20 protein-coding genes are annotated in these 19,791 nt (G+C 71.2%); 4 read left to right on the top strand and 16 right to left on the bottom strand.

The features are described from left to right. The first annotated feature begins 1 nt into the window (after position 1). Positions 2–634 (top strand): CBS domain-containing protein, encoded by a 633-nt coding sequence (locus ACIQBL_RS45140; protein ID WP_401954089.1) that lies wholly within the window; start codon positions 2–4, stop codon positions 632–634. Between the two features lie 99 nt (positions 635–733). On the opposite strand, the gene ACIQBL_RS45135 is transcribed toward ACIQBL_RS45140, so the two are convergent. From ACIQBL_RS45135 to ACIQBL_RS45075, 13 genes are all read right to left on the bottom strand, one after another. Then, positions 734–1,078: a hypothetical protein gene (locus tag ACIQBL_RS45135; protein ID WP_401954086.1), complete on the bottom strand. Its 345-nt coding sequence runs from the start codon at positions 1,076–1,078 to the stop codon at positions 734–736. A gap of 15 nt (positions 1,079–1,093) precedes the next feature. Next, positions 1,094–1,321, bottom strand: a complete 228-nt coding sequence (locus ACIQBL_RS45130) for a hypothetical protein (RefSeq protein ID WP_401954084.1) — start codon at positions 1,319–1,321, stop codon at positions 1,094–1,096. Between the two features lie 21 nt (positions 1,322–1,342). Then, positions 1,343–1,741: a hypothetical protein gene (locus ACIQBL_RS45125; RefSeq protein WP_401954081.1), complete on the bottom strand. Its 399-nt coding sequence runs from the start codon at positions 1,739–1,741 to the stop codon at positions 1,343–1,345. A gap of 244 nt (positions 1,742–1,985) precedes the next feature. Then, entirely contained in the window at positions 1,986–2,495 is a 510-nt protein-coding gene (locus tag ACIQBL_RS45120) for a flavodoxin domain-containing protein (protein WP_401954079.1), read from the bottom strand. Positions 2,496–2,515: 20 nt separating this feature from the next. Then, positions 2,516–3,247: a CBS domain-containing protein gene (locus ACIQBL_RS45115; RefSeq protein WP_401954076.1), complete on the bottom strand. Its 732-nt coding sequence runs from the start codon at positions 3,245–3,247 to the stop codon at positions 2,516–2,518. Positions 3,248–3,259: 12 nt separating this feature from the next. Further along, positions 3,260–5,950 carry a GNAT family N-acetyltransferase gene (locus tag ACIQBL_RS45110; RefSeq protein ID WP_401954074.1) on the bottom strand — a complete coding sequence of 897 codons (2,691 nt, stop codon included), beginning with the start codon at positions 5,948–5,950 and terminating at the stop codon, positions 3,260–3,262. Positions 5,951–6,098: 148 nt separating this feature from the next. Next, positions 6,099–7,112, bottom strand: a complete 1,014-nt coding sequence (gene gap, locus ACIQBL_RS45105; protein WP_401954072.1) for a type I glyceraldehyde-3-phosphate dehydrogenase — start codon at positions 7,110–7,112, stop codon at positions 6,099–6,101. Between the two features lie 31 nt (positions 7,113–7,143). Further along, positions 7,144–9,525 carry a phosphoketolase gene (locus ACIQBL_RS45100; RefSeq protein WP_401954069.1) on the bottom strand — a complete coding sequence of 794 codons (2,382 nt, stop codon included), beginning with the start codon at positions 9,523–9,525 and terminating at the stop codon, positions 7,144–7,146. A gap of 86 nt (positions 9,526–9,611) precedes the next feature. Further along, positions 9,612–10,490 (bottom strand): universal stress protein, encoded by an 879-nt coding sequence (locus ACIQBL_RS45095; protein ID WP_401954067.1) that lies wholly within the window; start codon positions 10,488–10,490, stop codon positions 9,612–9,614. A 5-nt stretch (positions 10,491–10,495) separates the two neighbouring features. Continuing rightward, positions 10,496–11,518, bottom strand: coding sequence for a zinc-dependent alcohol dehydrogenase (locus ACIQBL_RS45090; protein ID WP_401954064.1), 1,023 nt, complete (start codon positions 11,516–11,518; stop codon positions 10,496–10,498). A 35-nt stretch (positions 11,519–11,553) separates the two neighbouring features. Continuing rightward, on the bottom strand, positions 11,554–12,459 hold the full coding sequence (locus tag ACIQBL_RS45085) for a universal stress protein (RefSeq protein ID WP_401954062.1): 906 nt from the start codon (positions 12,457–12,459) through the stop codon (positions 11,554–11,556). Positions 12,460–12,608: 149 nt separating this feature from the next. Then, positions 12,609–13,229, bottom strand: coding sequence for a hypothetical protein (locus ACIQBL_RS45080; protein ID WP_401954059.1), 621 nt, complete (start codon positions 13,227–13,229; stop codon positions 12,609–12,611). A 136-nt stretch (positions 13,230–13,365) separates the two neighbouring features. Then, positions 13,366–14,199, bottom strand: coding sequence for a universal stress protein (locus tag ACIQBL_RS45075; protein WP_401954057.1), 834 nt, complete (start codon positions 14,197–14,199; stop codon positions 13,366–13,368). A 422-nt stretch (positions 14,200–14,621) separates the two neighbouring features. On the opposite strand from ACIQBL_RS45075, the gene ACIQBL_RS45070 reads away from it, so the two are divergent. Then, positions 14,622–15,950, top strand: coding sequence for a hypothetical protein (locus ACIQBL_RS45070; protein ID WP_401954054.1), 1,329 nt, complete (start codon positions 14,622–14,624; stop codon positions 15,948–15,950). Positions 15,951–16,058: 108 nt separating this feature from the next. On the opposite strand, the gene ACIQBL_RS45065 is transcribed toward ACIQBL_RS45070, so the two are convergent. From ACIQBL_RS45065 to ACIQBL_RS45055, 3 genes are read right to left on the bottom strand one after another with little or no spacing between them, the layout of a single operon-like run. Next, a complete protein-coding gene (locus ACIQBL_RS45065; protein ID WP_401954052.1) occupies positions 16,059–16,505 on the bottom strand; it encodes a pyridoxamine 5'-phosphate oxidase family protein in 447 nt (148 codons plus the stop codon). Between the two features lie 52 nt (positions 16,506–16,557). Next, positions 16,558–17,304 carry a helix-turn-helix domain-containing protein gene (locus tag ACIQBL_RS45060; RefSeq protein WP_401954050.1) on the bottom strand — a complete coding sequence of 249 codons (747 nt, stop codon included), beginning with the start codon at positions 17,302–17,304 and terminating at the stop codon, positions 16,558–16,560. Beyond that, the gene (locus ACIQBL_RS45055) at positions 17,297–18,394 is read right to left on the bottom strand and encodes a zinc-dependent alcohol dehydrogenase family protein (RefSeq protein WP_401954047.1); all 1,098 of its coding nucleotides are present in this window, start codon (positions 18,392–18,394) and stop codon (positions 17,297–17,299) included. Before ACIQBL_RS45055 ends, ACIQBL_RS45060 begins: the two co-directional genes overlap by 8 nt. Positions 18,395–18,606: 212 nt before the next feature. Between ACIQBL_RS45055 and ACIQBL_RS45050 the strand changes: the two genes are divergently transcribed. Beyond that, entirely contained in the window at positions 18,607–19,002 is a 396-nt protein-coding gene (locus tag ACIQBL_RS45050; RefSeq protein WP_401954045.1) for an STAS domain-containing protein, read from the top strand. A 125-nt stretch (positions 19,003–19,127) separates the two neighbouring features. Continuing rightward, complete coding sequence (locus ACIQBL_RS45045; protein ID WP_401954042.1) at positions 19,128–19,709, top strand: hypothetical protein; 582 nt, start codon at positions 19,128–19,130, stop codon at positions 19,707–19,709. Positions 19,710–19,791 lie beyond the last annotated feature (82 nt).

The following is a 19,791-nucleotide window of genomic DNA, read 5'->3' as shown; positions in this document are numbered from 1 at the left end:
GATGTCTGAATCTCCGTACACCGTGAGCGATGTGATGACCCACACCGTCGTCGCCGTCGGCAGCGAGGCGCCCTTCAAGGACATCGTCGAACTGCTCGATCAGTGGAAGGTCAGCGCCGTCCCGGTGCTGGCCGGCGAGGGCCGGGTCGTCGGGGTGGTGTCCGAGGCGGACCTGCTCGCCAAGGAGGAGTTCCGCGGCGGCGAAGGCACGGCGAGCCAAACCGATTCCGCGCACCGCGCCAAGGCAGGAGCAGTCACTGCGGGCGAGTTGATGAGCAGCCCGGCCGTGACCGTACATGCCGATGCCTCGCTCGCGGAGGCCGCACGCATCATGGCCCGGCTGCATGTCAAACGGCTGCCCGTCGTGGACGGAGTCGGCCTGCTGCAAGGGGTCGTGAGCCGCGGAGACCTGCTCAAGGTCTTCCTCCGTCCCGACGAGGAGATCGCCGGGGAGATCCGGCGCAGCGTCCTCGGCCGGCTCCCGGTGACCACCGCGCTGACCGTCGAGGTGACCGACGGCGTCGTCACGCTCGGGGGTTCCCTGCCCGACCGGACGCTCGTGCCTGTGGCTGCCCGGGCGATGCGGGCGGTGGAAGGGGTCGTGGACGTCCGGCTCGACCTCACGCACCGCTGAAGTTCCCTGGGCGAGTACCGGCTCCCGGCCGGTACTCGCCCAGCGGCGGCTGAGTCGACCAACTCCCATAGATATAACGACCGTTGACCTACAGGCGCATCAGCCGGTCTTGTGCCCCCATTGCGGACCGATGCGCGCCCACTCGGCGTCCCACTGGTCCAGGCGCCGCCGTTCCAGCAGCCCGGACAGCCCCCGGCCGACGAGGAGCATTGCCCCGCCGGCGCCCCCGGCGGCCCACACGCCCAGCACCACACCCTCGATCCGTGCCTGAGCCGCGGTCGGGGGGTTGGGCACGAGACGACCCTCGGCGTCCAGCCACACGTGGGTGGTGGACCCGGCCTTGCTACTGGAGTCCACGTGGGCCAGTCCCATGCGCTGCGTCCCGTCCGACCCGGTCCAGCGCACGGTGGCCCGGTAGCTGTCGCTGCCGTCGCTCGTGCCCACGGTGCGCACGGCGTCCTAGACGAGCACGGCCGACACCGGGTGCCGCTCGGCCCGCAGGGCATCGATGTGCCGCTCGACGGCGAGGGCCGTCCAAGCGCCCGTGCCGACCGCCGCCACGACCGCGAGGATCCAGGCCGCGAGCAACAGCCAGGCCTCGACGAGGTAGCTGCGGCGCCTGAGGGGGTTGCGCCGAAGCCGCCACCCGCGCACTCCGGCCGGCCTTCCGTGCCTGCTGGGGGCCACCGTCCTCACCTGACCCGCGTGTCACTGCGGAGCAGCGTCTCGGCGGGCGTGCGTCGTGGCGTGGCCCAGGCCTGGGTCGTGTGGCCCAGGCGCAGGACCATCTGCGGGAACCGGCCGAAGGCGGGCCAGGTAGGCCGGGTTCCCGGTCTCCGGAAGCGGGTCGACGGCGGGCCGAAAGCCGAGGTTGCGTACGGCGATCCGCGCGTTGAACAGCGCCGCCCCGCAGGCGATGACCGTTTCCCGGCCGCCCGGATCGGTCAGGGCCAGGCGCCGCCCGCGGTCCGCGTGGATCTCGAAGCCCTGGTCGTGGCCCTCCTCGACGAAGAACCGGGGCTGGCTGTTGTGCGGCGAGGGCGCGAGGGACGCGGCGTGGGCCAAGTGCAGGGTGGCACGGCCGTGTTGTTCGTGAGCCAGAGACATGGTGACTCCTTCGTCAACCGTTCCCTTTCAGGGTCCTCGCTCACCGGCCCCCGGCGCATGGGCCTTCCGTCCCCTCGTCAGGCCTGGTTGGCCCCCTCCGGAACGATGCCGGACCGGTGCCGGACCGTCCGCCGGGGCTGTCGCCGCCCCGGCTGCCGTGCTCGCTTCGAACGGTCAATGGAACGGCCCCGGCGCAGATCCGTCGCGCCGGGGCCGTTCTCTGCCGCAGGGGAGGTACAACAGGTCAGCCCTCCTCCCTCTCCGCCAGCAACTCGTCCGCGATCCACGCCGCCCATTCCTCGATCGCGCCGAAGTCGCGGAAGTCTCCGCCCTTCCCGTTGCGCACGATCGACTGGGCGATGCGCCCCTTGGCGCCGTCCTCCAGACAGCCGCCGAAGGTGACATGGCCCCTGGCGTCGAGCCGGGACATGGCCCGCCGCACGCCGAACACGGGCGGGATGTCCCGCTCCGAGGCCGAGGCATCCAGTGGACCGCTGCTGAACAACCACAGCGGGCGCTTTGCCAGTTGACGGCCGTGCCGGCTCAGGAACCGGCGGGCGTCGCGGTGCCAGCGGCCGGCGTACAGGCCACTGCCGAGCACCACGGCGCCGTACAGCCGCACGTCCACGACGGACCTGGCGGGCAGCAGGTCGGTGGTGAGGCCCGCCTTGCGCAGGACCTCGGCCACGGCCTCGGCGATCTGCGCGGTCGATCCGTTCGTCGTTCCGTAGGTGACCAGCACGCTGGTGGGCATGGCGGTCCCCTCCTCTCACTTCACAGGTGGCGCACCCAGTCCTCGGTGACACCGTGGAACCTCGGCTCCTCCGGGCGGAGTTGCGAGTCGTCCAGCCGATACGTGAGCTCGTCGACGACCGCGACGACGCCGTCGATCTGGCGGGTCATGGAGAGGGCGATCTCCGTCTCGCTCTTGCGCTCCATCTGGCCGGCGAGTGTGACGACGCCCTCCACCACGGAGACGTCGATGCTGCGCGGGCCCTGCCACAGGGCACGGACCAGCACCTCTTCGACGACCTCGTCGTGGATGTCCTTGTCCGGCCGCAGGAAGACCTGGAGCACGTCGCGGCGGGTGACGATGCCGACGAGCCGCTGTTCCTCGTCGAGAACGGGCAGCCGCTCCACGCGATGCTGCGCCATGGTCCGGGCGGCCTCGACGATGGTGTCCTCGGCGTGCACGGTGACCGGTGGCTCGGTCATCAGCTGACCGGCGGTGCGGGCTGCAGCCTTCACCGCCCGGCGCCTGGCGCTGCGCGTCAGGTCGGCGAACCGGAACCGCTTCTTCGGCTCGTACGGGTCGGGGGCCTCTGCCTGGTGGGCCATCAGGTCCGTCTCGGAGACGACTCCGACGACCTTGTCGTCCTCGTCGATCACGGGCAGGCCGCTGATGCGGTGTTCGCCGAGCAGGCGTGCCACCTCCTTGAACGACGTTCCGTAGGTGGCGCGAACGACCTCCATGGTCATCACGGAGCCGACCTTGTTGTGCTTCATGGTGTTCCCTCCTCAGCGAAGTCGGCGCAGATACGGGTCCTGCGCCCCGCGGGGCAGCAGGCGGACGCGGGCATCGAGGACGGAGACTCCGCCCGGTGCCGCGAGTACGGGGTTGAAGTCGGCCTCGGCCAGCTGCGGCAGGTCGCTCGCCATCCGGGACAGCCGCAGCAGCAGCTGTTCGAGGCCTTCGAGGTCGACGGGCCGGCTGCCGTGCGCGCCGAACAGGAGCGGGGCGCAGCGCGGGGCCGTGATCAGGTCGTGCACGTCGTGGTCGGTGAGCGGGGCGAGCCGGGCGGTGTGGTCGGCGAGGATCTCGGTCGCGGTGCCGCCGAGCCCGAACAGGACGAGCGGTCCGAAGACCTGGTCCTGGACGACGCCGGCGAACAGCTCGGTGCCGCGTTCGGCGAGCGGCTGCACCACCACGCCCGTCAGCAGTCCGGCGAACCGTGTCTCCAAGTCCCTGAAGGCGGCGCGCACTTGGGCGCCGCCGCGCAGGTCGAGATGGACTGCGCGCTGTTCGCTCTTGTGCAGCAGGCCCGGCCAGTGGCCCTTCATGACCACCCGGCCGTCGGCGCCGCGCAGCCGGTCGGCGGCGAGGACGGCGTCGTCCTCGGTCTCCGCCCAGGCCCAGGCGAGCTGGGGAATGCCGTAGCAGCCGAGGAGTTCGGCGCACTGGCGCGGGTCGAGCCAGCCGCCGTCCGGGTTGGCGTCGAGGTAGGTCTCGACGACGGTGTGGGCGCGCGCGGTCTCGACTCCGTCGAGGTCGGGGATGGTCCCGGCGGGCCGGGCGAGCCAGGCCGCGCGGTGGGCGGCGTGGGCCAACGCCCGTGCCGCCGCCTGGGGTTCGGCGTAGGCAGGGACGGTGCGCAGGTCGGTGGTGGGCAACAGCTCGACGGGCAGGGCCTGTTCGAGCCGTACCGCCGCAATCGGCTTCGGCCGGTGTCCGGTTGCGTGGGTGAGGGCCCGGACGAGATCGTCGCCGGTCGCCTCGGCGACCGCCGTGGGGACCAGGGCCACGAGCACGGCGTCGACGCCGGCGTGCCGCATGATCCGGTCCACGCAGTCCCTCAACTGGTCCTCGCTGACGGCCGCGGTGGCGTCGATCGGATTGCCGGTCGCGGCGCCTTCGGGCAGTACGGCGAGCAGGTCGTCGACGAGTTCGGGGGTGGGCGTCGGCAGGCGGAGCCCTGCCTCGGCGCAGGCATCGGCCGCGAGGACACCTGCTCCCCCGGCGTTGGTGACGATCAGGACGCGGGATCCGGCCGGCAGCGGCTGGGAGTGCAACAGGGCGGCGGCTTCCAGGAGTTCACCGACGGAGCGGGTGGCGGTGATGCCGGCCTGGGAGAACAGCGCCCCGCGCGTCATGGTGCGGGTGGCGGCCGCCGCGGTGTGCGAGGCGGCGGCGCGACGGCCCGCGTCGGTGCGGCCCGCGTCGACGGTCAGGACCGGCATGCGGCGCGTCACGCGGCGCGCGGTGCGGGAGAACGCCCGCGGGTTGCCGAAGGACTCCAGGTGCAGCAGGGCGAGATCGGTGGTGCCGTCGCTCTCCCACCACTGGAGCATGTCGTTGCCGCTGACGTCGAACTTGTCGCCCAGGGAGGCGAAGGTCGAGACACCGATCCCGAGCCGGGACAATCCGTCGAGCAGGGCGATGCCGACGCCGCCCGACTGCACAGCGATGCCCGCGGTGCCGGGGTTCGGGTGGTTGGCGGCGAAGGTGGCGTCGAGGCTCAGTTCCGGGTCGGTGTTGGAGACACCGAGGCAATTGGGGCCGACGAGCCGCATGCCGTAGGCCCGGCAGGCCGCCATGAGCGCCCCGGCCTGGGACGCGTCGAGTCCGGCGGTGACGACGAGGAGAGCGCGTACCCCCGCCTTGCCGCACTCCTCGGCGGCGGCCGGGACGGCGGCGGCGGGTACGGCGACGACCACGAGGTCGGGCGTCCTGGGCAGGGCGCTGACCGAGGGATGGCTCGGCACGCCGAGGATCGAGGTGGCCGCGGGATTCACCGCGAAGAGGCGGCGGGTGAAGCCGCCGGCCTTCAGGTGGTGCAGGATCGCCCGGCCCACGGAACCGGCCTTGCGTCCGGCACCGACGACGGCGACCGCGCCCGGGCGCAGCAGCGGCACGAGACTGGCGACGTCGGCGGCACGGCCACGTGCCTCGGTGGCCGACAGGTAGTTCTCGTCCTCGTCGAGTTCGATCGTGCAGCGCATCTCGGGGCCCTCGAAGCGGCGGGCGGTGCGCAGGCCGAGGTCGGCGAAGAGCCGCAGGATCTCGCGGTTCTCGCTGAGCGCGTCGGCCGTGAACGTCGTGATGCCCTCGGCACGCGCGGCGGAGACCAGGTGCTCGACGAGAAGGGTGCCGATGCCCCGGTGGTGCAGTCCGTCGGCGACCGCGATGGAGATGTCGGCCACTGTCCCGGTACCGCCGGTGTCGTACTCGGCGAGCCCTATCACCTGGCCCTTGGTCTCGGCCAGCAGCGCACGGTATCCGGGGTGCGGCCGGCAGGCCCGGTCGGCCGCCGTCTCTGCGGACCGGCGGCTCACTCCGAAGAAGCGCAGCCGCAGGTTCTCCGGGGACATCTCCTCGTAGAGGCCCTGGAGTTGGTCGTGGTCGCGGGCCTCGACGGGACGGATGCACACGGTGGTACCGTCCGCGAGCAGGGCGTGGACCGGGGGTTCGCTGAGCAGGTCGTCCGTCATCGGGGTCTCCTCCAGGGTTCTTCGACACTTCGAGCGTCCCGCGGAACGGGCAGAGGCCCCATGGGCTGCCTGGGGGCGGACCATGGGGCCTTTCGGCCCTCAGGAATCCGCCCACAGGCCCACCTCACGGGGCCTCTCGCGGTCGTGCTCAGTCGTCGGCGACAAGCGCCGTCAGGTCGAGGAGCCGGTTGGTGTAGCCCCACTCGTTGTCGTACCAGCCGAAGACCTTGACCAGGGTGCCGTGCGCCTGGGTGAGCGCCGGGTCGAAGACGCAGGACGCGGGGTCGCCGATGACGTCGCGGGAGACGATCGGGGCCTTCGAGACGCGCAGGATGCCGTTGAGCGGGCCGTCCGCGGCCTCGGCGAAGGCCGCGTTGACCTCCTCCACCGTCGTCTCACGGTGCAGGACGACCGCGAGGTCGGTGAGCGAGCCGTCCTCCACCGGTACGCGTACGGCGATACCGTCCAGGGCACCCGCCAGCTCCGGCAGCACCAGGCCGACCGCGCGGGCGGCACCCGTGCTGGTGGGGATGATGCTCAGGGCCGCCGAGCGGGCCCGGCGCAGGTCCTTGTGCGGACCGTCGAGGAGGGACTGGTCGTTGGTGTAGCCGTGGATGGTGGTCATCATGCCCCGGTCGATGCCGAAGGTCTCGTGGAGGACCTTGACCATCGGGGCGACGCAGTTGGTGGTGCAGGAGGCGGCCGAGACGATCCGGTCCTGGCGGCGGTCGTACGTCGTGTCGTTGACGCCCATCACGATGGTGGCGTCCGCGTTCTTGCCGGGTGCGGACAGCAGCACGGTGTGGGCACCCGCCTTGAGGTGCAGGGCGGCCGAGTCGCGGTCACGGAAGCGGCCGGTGGACTCGACGACGATGCCGGCGCCGTAGTCCGACCAGTGCAGCGCGGCCGGATCGCGTTCGGCGGTGACCTCGATGCGCCGACCGTCGACGGTGATCGAGCTGTCGTCGTGGGTGACCTCGCGACCGATGCGGCCGAACGTGGAGTCGTATTCGAGGAGGTGGGCGAGGGTCGCGGGCGAGGTGATGTCGTTGACGGCGACGACCTCGACGTCCTGGGTGCCCGCCTCGGCGCGGTCGAGTGCCGCGCGCAGGTAGGTGCGGCCTATCCGGCCGAAGCCGTTGATGCCGACGCGTACGGTCATGGCGGTGAACTCCTTTGCTGGGGTGGGGATTTCAGGCGTTCCAGGTCCAGTCGGCGACTTCGGGCAGGTCGGTGCCGTGTGCGCGGATCCAGGCGTGGTGGCGGGTGCGGGCGTCGGCCATCTGCTGGCGTACGGCGGCGGCGCGTACCGCGAGGCCGGGGACGCGGTCGATGACGTCCATGACGAGGCGGTAGCGGTCGAGGTCGTTGCGGACGACCATGTCGAAGGGCGTGGTCGTGGTGCCGGACTCCTTGTAGCCGCGCACGTGCAGGTTGGCGTGGCCGGCCCGGCGGTAGGCGAGGCGGTGGATGAGCCACGGGTAGCCGTGGTAGGCGAAGATGACCGGCTTGTCGGTGGTGAACAGGCCGTCGTACTCGAAGTCGCTCATACCGTGCGGGTGTTCCTCGCGCGGCAGCAGCCGGGTCATGTCGACGACGTTGACGACCCGGACGGCCAGGTGGGGCAGGTGGCGGCGCAGCAGCTGGGCGGCGGCCAGCACCTCCAGGGTGGGGACGTCACCGGCACAGGCGAGGACGACGTCGGGTTCGCCGCCGTTCTCGCTGCCGGCCCACTCCCAGATCCCGGCGCCGCGCGCGCAGTGGGCGCGGGCCTGTTCCATGGAGAGCCAGTCGAAGCAGGGCTGTTTGCCGGCGACGACCACGTTGACGTAGTCGCGGCTCCGCAGGACGTGATCGGCCACCGAGAGAAGGGTGTTGGCGTCCGGCGGGAGGTAGACCCGTACGACCTCGGGGCTCTTGTTGAGGACGTGGTCGACGAAGCCGGGGTCCTGGTGGGAGAAGCCGTTGTGGTCCTGGCGCCACACGTGCGAAGTGAGCAGGTAGTTGAGGGAGGCGATGGGTGCCCGCCACGCCAACTCCCTCGATGTCTTCAGCCACTTGATGTGCTGGTTGACCATGGAGTCGACGATGTGCACGAACGCCTCGTAGCAGGAGAACAGTCCGTGCCTGCCGGTGAGGAGGTAACCCTCCAGCCAGCCCTGGCAGGTGTGTTCGGAGAGGATCTCCATCACGCGGCCGTGCCGGTCCAGGTGTTCGTCGACGGGCAGGAGTCCGGCCTGCCATGCCTTGCCGCTGGCGTTGAAGACGGCCTGGAGGCGGTTGGAAGCGGTCTCGTCCGGGCCCACGACGCGGAAGTCGCGGCTCGCCGAGGTGTCGTGCATGACCTGTTCGAGGAGGTCGCCAAGGACGCGGGTCGGCTCGTGCAGGGTGGTGCCCGGCTTCTCGACCGGGACGGCGAAACGGTCCAGGGACGGGATCGGCAGGTCGCGTACCAGCAGGCCGCCGTTGGCGTACGGGCTGGAGCCCAGCCGCTTCGCGCCCTCGGGTACGCAGGCCAGGACGTCTGCGACGGGCCGCCCGTCCGGGCCGAAGAGCTTCTCCGGGTGGTACGAGCGCAGCCAGGTCTCCAACTGCCGCAGATGCTCAGGGTTTTCGCGCACCTCGGACAGCGGGACCTGGTGTGCGCGCCAGGTGCCCTCGACGGGGACGCCGTCGACCTCGGCGGGGCCGGTCCAGCCCTTGGGAGTGCGCAGCACGATCACCGGCCAGTGCACGCGCTCGGTGACGCCGTCCTCGCGGGCGGTGCGCTGCATCACGGCGATGCGGTCCAGGGCGTCGTCGAACGCGGCGGCCATCGCCCTGTGCACCTGGAGCGGGTCGTCGCCGGTGACGTGGATCGGGTCGTGGCCGTATCCCCGTAGCAGCTCGTCGAGTTCGGACTCGGGGAGGCGGGACAGGACCGTCGGGTTGGCGATCTTGTAGCCGTTGAGGTGCAGGATCGGCAGGACCGCGCCGTCGTGGACCGGGTCGAGGAACTTGTTGGAGTGCCAGGCGGCGGCCAGCGGGCCTGTCTCCGCCTCGCCGTCGCCGATCACACAGGCCACGAGCAGGTCCGGGTTGTCGAAGGCGGCGCCGTACGCGTGGGCGAGGGAGTAGCCGAGTTCGCCACCCTCGTGGATCGAGCCCGGGGTCTCGGGTGCCACATGGCTCGGCACACCACCGGGGAAGGAGAACTGCTTGAACAGCCGCTCCATGCCGGCGCCGTCGCGGCTCACGTCCGGGTAGGTCTCGCTGTAGCTGCCCTCCAGCCAGGAGTTGGCGAGCACGGACGGGCCGCCGTGGCCGGGTCCCCACACGCACAACGCGTCCAGGCCGCGCGCCTTGATCACCCGGTTGAGGTGGGTGTACACGAGGTTGAGGCCGGGCGAGGTGCCCCAGTGGCCGAGCAGTCGAGGTTTGATGTGCTCCGGCTTCAGGGGCTCGGTGAGCAGGGCGTTCGCCATCAGGTAGATCTGGCCGGCGGCAAGGTAGTTGGCGGCACGCCAGTGGGCGTCCAGGGTGCGCAGTTCGTCGTCGGAGAGTGCGGTCGCGTCCAGCATTTCGGCCTTGGGCATCGGAGGCTCCGGAGGTCATCGGCACGGGCAGCGGGCGGTGGAGGCGGAACTACTGCGTCAGCAGGCGGAGTTGGGGACGGGCATGCTCATGCGTGCTCGGGCACGATGACCACCGGGCAGGCGGAGTGGTGCAGCACCCCGTGGGCCACTCGGCCGAGTTGGAGTCCGTAGTGTCCGGGGCGGCGTTTGGCTCCGACGATCAGGAGGTCGGCGTCGCGCGAGGCGCCCACGAGCACGGCCCGGGTGGGGCCCTCGACCGTGCGGCGGTGCGTCTCGACGTCGACCGGAGCGTCCTGGAGCGCCGCTTCCAGCACCTCCGCCGCCTCCTGCTCGTGCAGTCGGGCGGGTTCGCCGGACATCAGGGGATGGTCGGTGGTCTCGTGCGCGGGCCAGCGCCAGGCCCGTACGGCCTCCACCGGCACTCCGCGCCGCCGCGCCTCCTCGAAGGCGAAACGCACCGCCGCCGAGCCCCCCGGCTTCTCTCCGACGCCCACGACGACGCGACCGTGCGTGCCGGTGCGGGCCTGGTTGTCGTGGTTGCCGCGGACGACGATCATCGGGCACTGCGCGTGTCCGGCCACGGTCAGGCTCACCGAGCCCAGCAGCGCCTCGGCGAGGCCGCTGCGGCCGCGGGTGCCCGTCACCAGCGCGGAGGCGCTGCGACTCTCCCGCACCAGCGCGTACTCGGGCTCCTCGGCCAGGACGTCGGTGGAGATCTTCAGGTCGGGCCGACGGAGGTGGGCACGCCGGGCGGCCGTGTCGACGATGTCCTCGGCGAGCACCTGTTCGTCGGGCTTGGCGAGGTCGTCGGCGAGCGAGGTGCCCTCGTACCGCTCCCACAGCGACGCGTACACCAGCCGCAGCGGCAGTCCGCGTACGGCGGCCTCGTCGGCCGCCCAGTCGACGGCCCGCAGGCTGGGCTCGGAACCGTCGACGCCGACGACGATCGGCAGGGCCTTCGTCATGTCCGTCACCGCCCCGACGTGAGGTCGAAGACGATCCGGGCCTTGACGTCGCCGCGCAGCACGTCGGCGATGGACTCGTTGACCGAACTCAGCGGGCGGGTCTCGGAGATGACCTTGGTCTGTCCGGTGGCGTGCAGTTGGAAGACCTCGGCGAGGTCCTGCCGGGTGCCGACGATCGAGCCGATCACCGAGGTGCCGTTGAGCACGGTGTCGAAGATCGGGACCTGGATGGTGCCGTGCGCGGGCAGGGCGACCATGACGAGCTTCCCGCCGCGCCGCAGACCGGAGTTGACGGCGGCGAACGCGGCCTCGTTCACGGCCAGGGCGATCGCCGCGTGCGCGCCGCCGTGCCGCTTGAGGACTTCTCCCACGTCGTCCTTGCGGGCGTCGATGACGAGGTCGGCGCCGAGCGCGGTGGCGAGTTCGAGCTTCTCGTCGGTGACGTCGATGGCCGCGACCTGGGCGCCGGCGATTTTCGCGTACTGCACGGCGAGGTGGCCGAGCCCGCCGACACCGGAGATCGCGACGAGTTGCGCGGGCCGCACGCCGGCGACCTTCAGCGCCTTGTACGTCGTGACGCCCGCGCAGGTCAGCGGGGCGGCGTCGACCGCGCTCACGCCGTCGGGCACCGGCTGCGCGAAGTCCGCCCAGGCCAGCATCTTCTCCGCGTACCCGCCGTCGCAGCCGTAGCCGGTGTTGATCTGCTGCTCGCAGAGGGTCTCCCAGCCGGACAGGCAGTGCTCGCACCGCCCGCAGGCCCTGCCGAGCCACGGCACGGCGACCCGCTGGCCGACGGTCAGGTGGGTGACGCCGTCGCCGAGCTTCTCGACGAGGCCGACGCCCTCGTGGCCGGGGACGAAGGGCGGGTTGGGCTTGACCGGCCAGTCGCCGTGCGCGGCGTGGATGTCGGTGTGGCACAGCCCGGAGGCCTCGACGCGGACACGGACCTGGCCGGGGCCGGGCTCGGGGTCGGGGCGGTCCTCGATCACCAGGGGCTCACCGAACGCCCGTACTACTGCTGCCTTCATGGCCAATGCTCCTCAGGGGGAAAGTCGGGGGTGGGTCAGTCGTGTGCGACGACGGCCACGGGGGCGACGGCGTGGTGCAGGACGCCGTGTGCGACCGGGCCGATGTGCGCGCCGAGCGCGGCGCGGCGGATCCGGCGGCCGATGACGACCAGGGAGGCCTCTCGGGAGGCGTCCACCAGGTGGTCGGCGGCGCTGCCGACGCGGGGTTCCAAGGCGACCTGGATGTCGGGGTGCTTCAAGCGCCAAGGGCGCAGGGCCTCGGTGAGAGCGGCGGTCTCCTCGCGGGAGAGTTCGTCGTTCAGGCCCGCGTCCATCGCGAGGCCGTAGGCGTAGTAGGGCGGCAGGTTCCAGCCGTAGACCACCCGCAGACCGGTGCCGCGCCGGGCGGCCTCGGCGAACGCGAACTCGATCACCGCGTCGGCGGGGGTGTCGGCGTCGAGGCCGAGGACCACGGGCCGGTACGGGGTGCCGGTCGACGGGCTGCCCGCCGGGTCCGTGTCGTGTTCGTCGGCGGCCTGTCCGCCGGCCCGGACCAGGACCACGGGCAGTTCGGCGCGAGCGACGACGGAGAGGCCGACGGAGCCGACGAGGAATCCGCCGACGCCGCTCAGTCCGCGCGAGCCGAGGACCAGCAGTTCGGCGTCCTTCGCCGCGTCGAGCAGCGCGTCCGCGGGCGTGCCGGTCACCTGGTCCTCGGTCACGTCCAGACCGGGGTGGCGCACCCGCAGGCCCTCGCCCGCCTCACGCGGAATGCGCTCGCTCCAGTGCTGTTGCGTCTCCGCGCCCAGCAGCGGGGCCTGGGCGAGCGGGTCCGGGGCGGGCTCCCAGACGTGGACGACCTTCAGCTGCAGGCCGCGCAGTTCGGCCTCGCGGGCCGCCCATTCGGCGGCGGCGCGGCTCTCGGGGGAACCGTCGAGACCTGCGACAACAGTGCGGACCATGATTCTTCCTCCTGAACGGATGTCTGATTCCAGGTTCGTGGCGCAGGGGTTCCCGCGGCAGGGGCCGCAGGTCCCCGACAGGGGCCGTTCGGCCCAATGGGCAGCCGCACTCCGGGCCCCCTCACGAGGGCCCGCCGGATCTGGCGTGGTCAGCGCAGCCAGTTGTGGTCGCGGACGATCGGGAGCTTGGCCCAGACCTTGCCCAGACCCCAGGTCGCGCCGGCACCCGCCACCGCGAGGGCGATGATGACGACGGCGTAGATCAGGTGGTAGTCGACGAACGGGTTCGACGACATGCTCAGCGACCCGTCGGAGAGGTGCCTGGCCGGCGGCCACTCCGCCATCCACATCAGCGCCATCATCGCCGTGCCCGCCACCGCCGCCAGCCGCAACGCGACACCGGAGACCAGCGCGACACCGATACCCAGCAGACCGAGCATGAACAGCCAGTCCGCCCAGCCCGCACCGGCCCAGTCGTGGAACGTCGACGCCATCGGACCCGCCGCCACACTGCTCAGGAAACCCTTCGTCGGCGAACCACCGTCGATCCAGCCCTTCCCTGACGGGGTGGCGTAACCGAACCCGAACGTCTTGTCCAGGAACGCCCACAGGAAGACGAACCCGGTCAGCACACGCAGAGACGCGAACACGTAGGCACGCGCCGAAATAGTCGCCGCCGTCGTGTCAGTGGCGGCCTGTGCCGTCCCGGTCCGGTGCAGGGACGGGAAGCGGAATCGCAGGTGGTGTTGGGGTTGGTTCTGGACTGCCATGATGCTCATCCCTTTCGAGGGAACGATGCGTTGGATTGGAGGGCTCTCGTTGCGCCCTCAATGTCTCGCGGCGGACCGTGTCGGCGGAGGGGCTGCAAGGCCCGGAGCGAGGGGCCGAACGTCCCTGTCCGCCGGGTCACTTGGCGGTGGGCACCACGACCACCGGGCTGTGGGAGCGGTGCAGCAGGGTGTGCGCCACCGGACCCAGCCGCGGGCCGAACCGGTGGGTGCGGTGATGGGCACCGACGACCACGACGGCACAGTCGCGGGTGGCCTCCAGCAAGGCACGCGCCGGGCCGGTGCGGACCGTACGGCTCTCGACCTCGACACCGGGATGCCGCTCGCTCAGCCGGGCCAGGCTGAAGCGCGGAACGGCGTCCTCCGCCCTTGCCTGCCGGGCGAGTTGCTCCTGGCCCAGGCTCATCGCCGGGACCAGTGAGGGCAGCTCGGGGGTGACGTGCCGGTGGGTCCAGGAGTGCACGACGCGCAGCGGGACACCGCGCCGCTCGGCCTCCTGGAAGGCGTAGAGCGCCGTGTCCTCGTCGCTGTCGCCCTCCAGGCCGAGCAGTACGGGCCGTCCGTCGTCGCACGGGTGGTCTCCGCGCACGACGAGCAACGGGCTGTGCACCCGCGCGGCCAGCCGCAGACTCACCGAGCCGAACAGCAGGCCCGCGAGGCCGCCCATGCCCCGGGTTCCCACAACGGTGAGGTCCGCGCCCTCGCTCTCACGCACGAGCGTGCGCACCGGGCCGCCGACGGCGTCCCTGGTCGACACCGTCAGCTCGGGGTGGCGTACTCCGACGCGCGTGACCGCGGACGCCAGGACCGGTCCGGCCTCGTCGCTGTCGGCAGCGGCGTACACGACGGTCAGTTCGACACCGCGCCGCGCGGCCTCGTCCGCTGCCCGGTCCAGGGCTCGTACGGAGATCAGCGAACCGTCCACTCCGACGACCACATGATGGAGAGTCATGTCCCGTTTCCCTTCTGACTGTTGCCTGCTCACGCTGTTCGGCGAGAAGGGGCCGCCCATGCGCACAGCGGCTCTGCCGGCGATGCTCGTCCTGCGCGAACGGACCGGGGCAGGGGCCACGGGAACCTGCTGACACGCCGTACGGCCCCTTCTTGTGGGGCCGTACGGGCCAGGCGTCGTCCTGTCACGGACTCACAATCCATCGACGCCGACTGGATGCGGGCAACGGCCCGTATTGACGGCCAGCTGTGACTGAGCCCGCGCTACTCGGTGTTGGGTCGGCGGACCGCAGTCAGCTCGGCAGCCACAGCTCGCACCGGAACGGCCCTGCAGTTGTCACGTGCCCTGCTGAAAGAAGGTTGCCTTGCCGTGGACGGTCCGTCATTCTGCAAGGTTCGCTCACTCTCCGGAAGGTGGTCTTCGTGGACCGTGACCTCACGCTTCAGGACCTTCAAGCCGTCGACCCCCGGTCGCTGCACTCCACGCCGGGAGGGGCTCTCACCCCTGCCTCGCCGGATGTCGCGGTCGCGCACCACCAACGCCTGGCCTCCGTACTGGTACTCGCTCCCGAGGTCGGCGACCTGACCCGGCGGCAGTTCGATCGGCTGCGCACGGTCTTCGTCTACGGCGTGCTGAACTACGAACTCTTCACGATGGTGGCCGACGATGCCCGACTGGCCTTCGAACAGGCGCTGCGCGACCGCTTCATGGCCTTCCACAAAGGCACGGTCGCCGTCCGGGACAAGCACGGGCACGAGCACCGCATCTCGGCGACCGGCTACAGCCACTTCTTCCGCCAGATGCGAGATCTGAAGCTCACTGGGCCCAGGATCCAGATGGCCGGCCGCTGGACCGGCTTCAATGGGACGCTCGACGGGCTGATCTCCTGGGCACGCCGCGAGGGCCTGCTGCGCGGCGGGCGCAGTCGGCGCGTAGAGACCTTTCTGCAGGACATGCGCAACGAGGTGGCGCACGGATCCTTCCACCTGCTCGGCCCCGGCGACGCGCTCATGGCGCTGTCGACGCTGGTGGAGGTCATCAATCAGCTGTGGGGGTGCCCAACCCCGGGCGGGCGCCTCTACCCGCAGCCGATCACCCGCGAGGTCCTGTTCATCGGCTGGACCAGCGCGGGAGACGAGTGCGTTGCCGGGCTCGCCGAGAACCTGGCCACCAGCGCCACGACAAGGGATACGGGCTGGACGTACGTGCTGGTCCGGGCCGTGCACTGGTCGGAGGGACGCGAGGATCCCAACCTGCTGGAGTTCGACTCGCTCCACGCGACGACGTCCTACCCGACGACCCTCCTGTGGGGACCGGGCACCCGAAGTGAGGCCCTGGTGTGGCTGCGCGAGAACGACCCGCAGCCCGACATCTGCGACTACATGGACCAGGTCTTCCTCGTGCGTGTCCACGACGGTCATGTCCTCCTGCCGACGGAACCGGGCGTGGCCGCAGGGTTCAGCGGACCGGACCGCCTCGGCAACTGGTACGCGATCCGCGCGGACGGGGGCCTGGACGCCTTCAACCACGTCCGATCCCTTGAGTCCGGCGTGGCAGGTCACGCGTCGTCGGGCGAATGCCGGCAGTGCCCGGTGTCCACCCTGATCCGAGGCGATCTCGACATGGCCCTGCGAGCTGCCGCGGGGTCCGGGGCCGACACCACACCCCGCACCCCACCGGACGTCCGTACTCCCCCGCTCCGCTACCCGCGCATCATCCCCCTGCCTGCCGCCGCAGCCGGGACTCCGTGAGTCCCGGACGGTGGTAGGTGCGTCTCTACCGCCAGCCTCAAGACCAGCGCCATCGCGGCTTCTGGCCTCATCCAGGCCCCACCCGGGCACACAGTCGTACGCCCCGGTTCAGGTCGCGCCGGTGAGATCCACCCCGTACATCGAACGCCCGCCCACGAGTTCACGTCCCGTCACCAGCTCGGGTTCGATCCGGACGAAGACTTCCTGGGGCGAGGGCACCCAGGAGGTCGGGCCGTTTCGGAGCATGCGTTCGTGCTCGGCCGGGTCGGTCACCACGGTGGCCGACCCGGTGACGACGACGCTCCAGCCGGAGTGCGCTGCGGCGTCGACCTCGTCGGCCTCGAAGGCGACCACCGATCCGCCGATCGCGCGCACCAGCTCCGAGTCCGCGGACGTGCACAGCAGCACCGCCCCGTCGTGGTCCAGGGAGAAGTTCACGGGCAGTACGGCGGGCAGTGCCTGGCGAGTGTGGACGATGCGGCCGACGCGTGCCCGGCCCAGCCGGCGCAGGCACTCGTTTCGTTCCAGTTCGCGGAATCCGTCGTTGGAATACATCAGCCAGTCCGTCTCTCGCCCTGTGCGCGGGTCTGCGTTTCCGGGGGTGTCACTACGTGTTCGGTACCGCAGGGCCGGCAGGTGAGGTGCCATCGGTCCCGCTCGCTTCGGAGAACGTCCCTTGGCGCGTGGTGATCCGACGCCCAGTGAGACTCAGCGCGTCGATACGGACCCACTCCTCACGTGAGCCGCCGGCCCACGGCTGGCTGAACGCCTGTTCCGTCAGACGCCGAACGTCGTCGGCGTCGGTCACGGTCCGCGCCCGGCCGAGCGCCAGCACGCTCCAGCCTTCGCCGAACGCGTCGTCGATACGGTCGATCTCGAAGGTCACCTGGCAGCCCGCAGCCCGGGACGGCATCGCACCGGGCGCGGTCCTGTACACGATCGCACCGTCGACCACGCTGTAGTTGACGGGGACGATGACGGGTCCCGAGGCGGTGGGTATCGCGACCCTGCCCACCCCGTGTGTCGACAGCAGTTCTCGGCACTCCTGGACGGTCAGTTCGGTGAACGTGGGGGCGGAGCCCGCCCGGCCCTGGCCAGGTGTGAGATCGCTGTCGCCTCCGGCGAGGTCGGTCACGGTGGTGTCCAGGGCCGCGGCGAGCCTGAGCAGAACGCTCCGGTCCGGAGCGGCACCGGGAAACTCCTCCAGGTACTGGAGGTAGCTCGCCGCCACGCCGGCCTGGACGGCCGTCTCCTCGCGGGAGAGGTCAAGTGCCGTGCGCCGTACGGCGATCCGGCGTCCGAGATCACCCGCGGGTGAACCATCTGTCACGTTCAGCGGGAACGGGTCAGGCATGGCTGGTCACGTCCTTTCGTCCTGTCGCCTGGACGGCGACTTCCTCGTGCCGGGTCCCGCCGAGCACGACCTTGAGGGCGCCGGTGTCGGCCGCCTTGGCGAAGACGTCGTACGCCTCCTCCATGTGGTCCAGCGGGAAGGTGTGGGTGACCAGCGCGCCGGTGGGCAGCCGGCCGGCGGCGGCCATGCGCAGCAGGGTGGGGGTGGAGTGGGTGTCGACCAGGCCGGTGGTGATGGTGATGTTCTTGATCCACAGGTCTTCGAGGTGCAGGGTCGCGGGTTCGCCGTGGACGCCGACGTTGGCGACGTGGCCGCCGGGGCGCACCATACGGGTGCACAGTTCGAAGGTCTCGGGTACGCCGACCGCCTCGATGACGACGTCGGCCCCCATGCCGTCGGTGAGGTCGGCGATGAGCTGCTCGGGGGTTTCGCGGGCGTCCACCACGGCGTCGGCGCCGAACCGCTTCGCCGCGTCCAGCCGGGCGGCGGCCAGGTCCACGGCGACGACGCGTTCGGGCGAGAACAGCCGGGCCGTGGCGATCGCCGCCAGTCCGACCGGACCGGCTCCGACGACGGCGACGGTGTCACCGGGGCGCACCTGTCCGTTGAGCACGCCCACCTCGTACCCGGTGGGGAGGATGTCCGCCAGCAGGACGGCGTCCTTGGCGTCCAGCGTGCTGGGCAGCAGGTGGACGGAGAGGTCGGCGTGCGGGACACGCACGTACTCGGCCTGGGCGCCGTCGATGAGGTGGCCGAGGATCCAGCCTCCGCCGTCGCGGCACTGGCCGTACATGGCCTTGCGGCAGTAGGCACAGCGCCCGCAGGCGGTGATGCAGGAGACCAGGACGCGGTCCCCGGGCCGTACGGTCCGCACGTCGGAGCCCGCTTCCACGACCTCGCCGACGGCCTCGTGGCCGAGGACGGTGCCGGGGCGTACCTCGGGTACGTCGCCCTTGAGGATGTGCAGGTCGGTTCCGCAGATGGTGACGGCGTCGACGCGCACGATCACGTCGGTGGCGTCCTTGATGCCGGGATCCGGGACGGAATCCCATGAGGACTGTCCCGGGCCGTGGAAGACGAGGCCCTTCATGACGTTCCTTCCCCATTCGGTCGACTGCCCCCGTGTGTCCAGCGTGTCCGGGTCCGTCGGTCCTGGCTTGGGCCGGTCGGCCCTCATCGGCCGGACGAACGGGGTCGTCGCGACCGAGCAGCCACGGGCTGGGCCGAACGGCCCAGGTCGAACAGGTGGACGGGGCTGGTCGGCCCTTCCGGGCGGGACCACCTGGCCGGTTGGCTCGCACCATGACCGAGATCCACACCCCCGCCACCGCACTGCACTCCACGGAGCGTGTGATCGCCGGGACGACCGTCATGGCACTGCGCGGCGAGATCGACCTCCTCACGGGGCAGCGGCTGTCGGCGCGCCTCGACATGCTGACCGCCGGCTCCTGCCCCGATCTCGTACTGGACCTACGCGCCCTGTCGTTCGTCGACTGTGCCGGGCTGGGTGTCCTGTGCCGGGCACAGAACCAGACCGCGGCCCGGGGCGGACGGCTCCGGCTCGTCACGGGCCAGACGGGTTTCCTGCGGATCGTGCGCCACGCCCGGCTCAGCGACGTCTTCGAGATCCACGCGCGGCTGTCGACCGCCCTGGCCGCCGGGCCGGAGTCCGGCGGCGCCTCCGCCACCGCGGGCTGAACGGACCGTCCAGGCCCGGGACGCGGTGCCGATCGGGCACCTGCCAGGCCCTGTTCGGCCCATGCGACCCCGCATTCCTCGCTGACACCTTCGTCATGAAGACCACGACGAGGAGGTGCGGACTCATGAACAGGAACAGGCGTGGGAAGAAGCGGCTGTGGCGCTTGCGGAGCAATCCGTTGCGCCGGCACGACGACATCGTCGAAACCTGGATCGTCCTCGTCGTGTGGGCGGTCGTCGCGGTGGGCGGCGCGCTCGCCGGCCTGGTGACGTACCACGCCGGCGACGAGGTGTTCGCCGCGCAGCGCGCCGAGCGGCACTCCGTGCGGGCGGTCCTCCTCACGGACACCCCGCCCTCCGCCTCGGCTGCCGGCGGGGCCCGCGACCAGATCCGGGCGAAGATCCGCTGGACGACCGCCGACGGCACCCGTCGTACGGGCAACACGCTGGTGGAGACAGGGGAGAAAGCCGGATCCAAGGTTGTGGTCTGGATGGACGCCGCGGGCAATCTCACCATCGAACCGCCGAGCCGGACCGAGGCGACTCTCGAATCCGCCTTCCTGGGCCTGATCGCCGCGCTCGCCCTCGCCGGTCTGGCATTGGGCGCCGGGGCCGTCGCACGGTATCGGCTGGACCAGCGCCGTATCGACTCCTGGGGCACCGAGTGGAAGCTCGTGGGACCGAGCTGGGGCCGCAAGACGAGCTGACACACGGCACCGCACAGCAAGGCACGATGAACTGCCGCCCCGCTGACGCCAGCCGTTGAAAAACGAATCCGGGCACCGCCAC

The sequence above is a fragment of the Streptomyces sp. NPDC088350 genome, assembly GCF_044753545.1.
GTDB lineage: Bacteria > Actinomycetota > Actinomycetes > Streptomycetales > Streptomycetaceae > Streptomyces.
This window is presented reverse-complemented; position numbering and strand designations above follow the sequence as displayed.

Coding starts and splice junctions, on each gene's coding strand:
- ACIQBL_RS45045 (WP_401954042.1), top strand. CDS start 19,128: ATGAACAGGAACAGGCGTGGGAAGAAGCGGCTGTGGCGCTTGCGGAGC.
- ACIQBL_RS45065 (WP_401954052.1), bottom strand. CDS start 16,505: ATGTATTCCAACGACGGATTCCGCGAACTGGAACGAAACGAGTGCCTG.
- ACIQBL_RS45075 (WP_401954057.1), bottom strand. CDS start 14,199: ATGACTCTCCATCATGTGGTCGTCGGAGTGGACGGTTCGCTGATCTCC.
- ACIQBL_RS45140 (WP_401954089.1), top strand. CDS start 2: ATGTCTGAATCTCCGTACACCGTGAGCGATGTGATGACCCACACCGTC.
- ACIQBL_RS45100 (WP_401954069.1), bottom strand. CDS start 9,525: ATGCCCAAGGCCGAAATGCTGGACGCGACCGCACTCTCCGACGACGAA.
- ACIQBL_RS45060 (WP_401954050.1), bottom strand. CDS start 17,304: ATGCCTGACCCGTTCCCGCTGAACGTGACAGATGGTTCACCCGCGGGT.
- ACIQBL_RS45080 (WP_401954059.1), bottom strand. CDS start 13,229: ATGGCAGTCCAGAACCAACCCCAACACCACCTGCGATTCCGCTTCCCG.
- ACIQBL_RS45085 (WP_401954062.1), bottom strand. CDS start 12,459: ATGGTCCGCACTGTTGTCGCAGGTCTCGACGGTTCCCCCGAGAGCCGC.
- ACIQBL_RS45095 (WP_401954067.1), bottom strand. CDS start 10,490: ATGACGAAGGCCCTGCCGATCGTCGTCGGCGTCGACGGTTCCGAGCCC.
- ACIQBL_RS45120 (WP_401954079.1), bottom strand. CDS start 2,495: ATGCCCACCAGCGTGCTGGTCACCTACGGAACGACGAACGGATCGACC.
- ACIQBL_RS45115 (WP_401954076.1), bottom strand. CDS start 3,247: ATGAAGCACAACAAGGTCGGCTCCGTGATGACCATGGAGGTCGTTCGC.
- gap (WP_401954072.1), bottom strand. CDS start 7,112: ATGACCGTACGCGTCGGCATCAACGGCTTCGGCCGGATAGGCCGCACC.
- ACIQBL_RS45125 (WP_401954081.1), bottom strand. CDS start 1,741: ATGTCTCTGGCTCACGAACAACACGGCCGTGCCACCCTGCACTTGGCC.
- ACIQBL_RS45090 (WP_401954064.1), bottom strand. CDS start 11,518: ATGAAGGCAGCAGTAGTACGGGCGTTCGGTGAGCCCCTGGTGATCGAG.
- ACIQBL_RS45050 (WP_401954045.1), top strand. CDS start 18,607: ATGACCGAGATCCACACCCCCGCCACCGCACTGCACTCCACGGAGCGT.
- ACIQBL_RS45055 (WP_401954047.1), bottom strand. CDS start 18,394: ATGAAGGGCCTCGTCTTCCACGGCCCGGGACAGTCCTCATGGGATTCC.
- ACIQBL_RS45110 (WP_401954074.1), bottom strand. CDS start 5,950: ATGACGGACGACCTGCTCAGCGAACCCCCGGTCCACGCCCTGCTCGCG.